This window comes from Streptomyces durbertensis, assembly GCF_014156695.1.
Classification (GTDB): Bacteria; Actinomycetota; Actinomycetes; order Streptomycetales; family Streptomycetaceae; genus Streptomyces; species Streptomyces durbertensis.
This window is the reverse complement of sequence record NZ_WMLF01000712.1, coordinates 1-1,605: the sequence shown is the minus strand read 5'-3', so window position 1 is coordinate 1,605 and position 1,605 is coordinate 1. Positions and strand designations below refer to the sequence as shown.

3 protein-coding genes are annotated in these 1,605 nt (G+C 76.1%); 2 read left to right on the top strand and 1 reads right to left on the bottom strand.

Features of this window, described 5'->3' with window-relative positions:
- Positions 1-557, top strand: a 557-nt coding sequence (locus GL263_RS26170) for a DUF2690 domain-containing protein (RefSeq protein ID WP_228456843.1), incomplete at its 5' end; no start/stop codon positions are given.
- Between the two features lie 18 nt (positions 558-575).
- Here GL263_RS26170 and GL263_RS26165 read toward each other — a convergent pair.
- Positions 576-1,151 (bottom strand): peptidoglycan-binding domain-containing protein, encoded by a 576-nt coding sequence (locus GL263_RS26165; RefSeq protein WP_182858212.1) that lies wholly within the window; start codon positions 1,149-1,151, stop codon positions 576-578.
- Between the two features lie 153 nt (positions 1,152-1,304).
- Between GL263_RS26165 and GL263_RS26160 the strand changes: the two genes are divergently transcribed.
- Positions 1,305-1,605 (top strand): helix-turn-helix domain-containing protein (locus GL263_RS26160; RefSeq protein ID WP_182858211.1); only part of this gene is annotated, 301 nt, incomplete at its 3' end.

Sequence of the window (1,605 nt, the reverse complement as noted above, 5' to 3'; positions counted from 1 at the left end):
CCCGGAACCCGCCGCCCACCGGGCGGACTCCGGCTCCGCCGTACGCATCCCGGTCGGCGCCACGGTCCGTCCGCCGGATCGGCAGGGCCGCGGCCGCGGTGTGCGCGCTCGCTCTGCTGGCGGCCGTACCGGGCTCCGCGGGGGGAGGCGGCGGCGCCGAGTGGCCGTGGCCGCTGCCCCCGCCCGCAAGCGGCCCGTCGGCCGCCGCGACACCGGCGGGTTGCCGTGGCGAGCGGTGCGCGGGCCGGGACCCGGAGCGTGAGGGCTGCACGGCCGACGCCCGCCGGCTGGGGCGCCACGACCGGCAGGGCCACCGGGTGCAGCTGTTCCACAGTCCGCGCTGCCACGCCGCGTGGGGCGAGGTGGACCCGCCGCACGGCACGGACGGACTGTCGGTCAGCGCACCGGACTTCGGCCTGCGGCGCGAGCCGGCGGGCGCCGCCCGCACCCGTATGGTGCCGGCGGTCGGCAGCCACGCGACGGGCGTCCAGGTGTGCGCGCTCGTCGACGGCCGGCAGACCTGTGTGGCGGCCCACGACCGCACCTGGTCGGACTGACCTTCGCCCGCCGGGCCGTCAGCCGGTCGGGGCGGCGGAGCCCTGGCGTTGGCAGATCCTCAGTGTGGCCCGGTCCCGGCGGAGCGGCCGGTAGGTGCCGGAGTCCTCGACGAGGTATCTGCCGTCCTCCGCCCGCCGGAACGGCACCCGATGCCGCTCACCCCGGTAGACCACCAGCCCGTCGGCCGCCGCGACCAGGCGTTTCCCGGCCGCGCCGAAGGTGAGCGGTCCGACGATCCCGTCGGCCGGCAGCCCGTTGTTCGACTGCCAGGCGCGGGTCGCGCGCAGCGTGGCACCGGCGTGGTGGCAGTCGATGGCGGCCCGTTCCAGGTAGCCGTCGGCCCACAGGAGCGTCTGCCACATCCCGGCGAGGTCGCTGCGCTCGGGCAGGTCCTCGCCGAGCAGGCCCTCGTCCCGCCAGTCGTCGGCGAGCGGGCCGTCACCGCGCACGTAACGGGTGTCGGAGGCGGCGGGCGCGGAGGAGGCGGTGCCCGGCTCACCGGGCCGCGCGCAACCACCGACCGCCGCCGCCACGGTCGCGGTCACCGTCAGGACGAGCGCCACGGCGCACAGCCGCGCCGAACGTGAGCACATGCGCCCTTCCTACTCCTTTTCACACCTGTTCCGCACACCCTGTGTAGCGATACCGTCACTGTGGAAAGTCGCCTACCGGACCCTTGCCGCCGGCCCCGACCAGCCGGACCAGCGAGGACAACTGACACCGCATCGAAGTGGGGGAAGACGCGGATGGCCGAATGGAAGCCCCTACCCGAGCGCGCGCATCCCGACGTGCGCCGTCTGGTCACCGAGATGCGCCGGGCCAAGGAGGCGGCAGAGCTCAGCTTCTCCGCGCTGGCCGCCGCGACCGCCTACAGCAGGTCCTCGTGGGAACGCTGCCTCAACGGCACCCAACTCCCGCCCCGCCAGGCGGTGGAGGCGCTGGCCGCACACACCGGCGCCGACGGCCCCCGGCTGCTCGCCCTGTGGGAACTCGCCGAGCACGCCTGGTCCGGCCGCGGCCGCACCGCCCCACCCACCACCCCATCAC

Bases quoted from the DNA above. Each gene is read 5' to 3' on its own strand.
- GL263_RS26165 (WP_182858212.1), bottom strand. From the start codon at position 1,151: ATGTGCTCACGTTCGGCGCGGCTGTGCGCCGTGGCGCTCGTCCTGACG.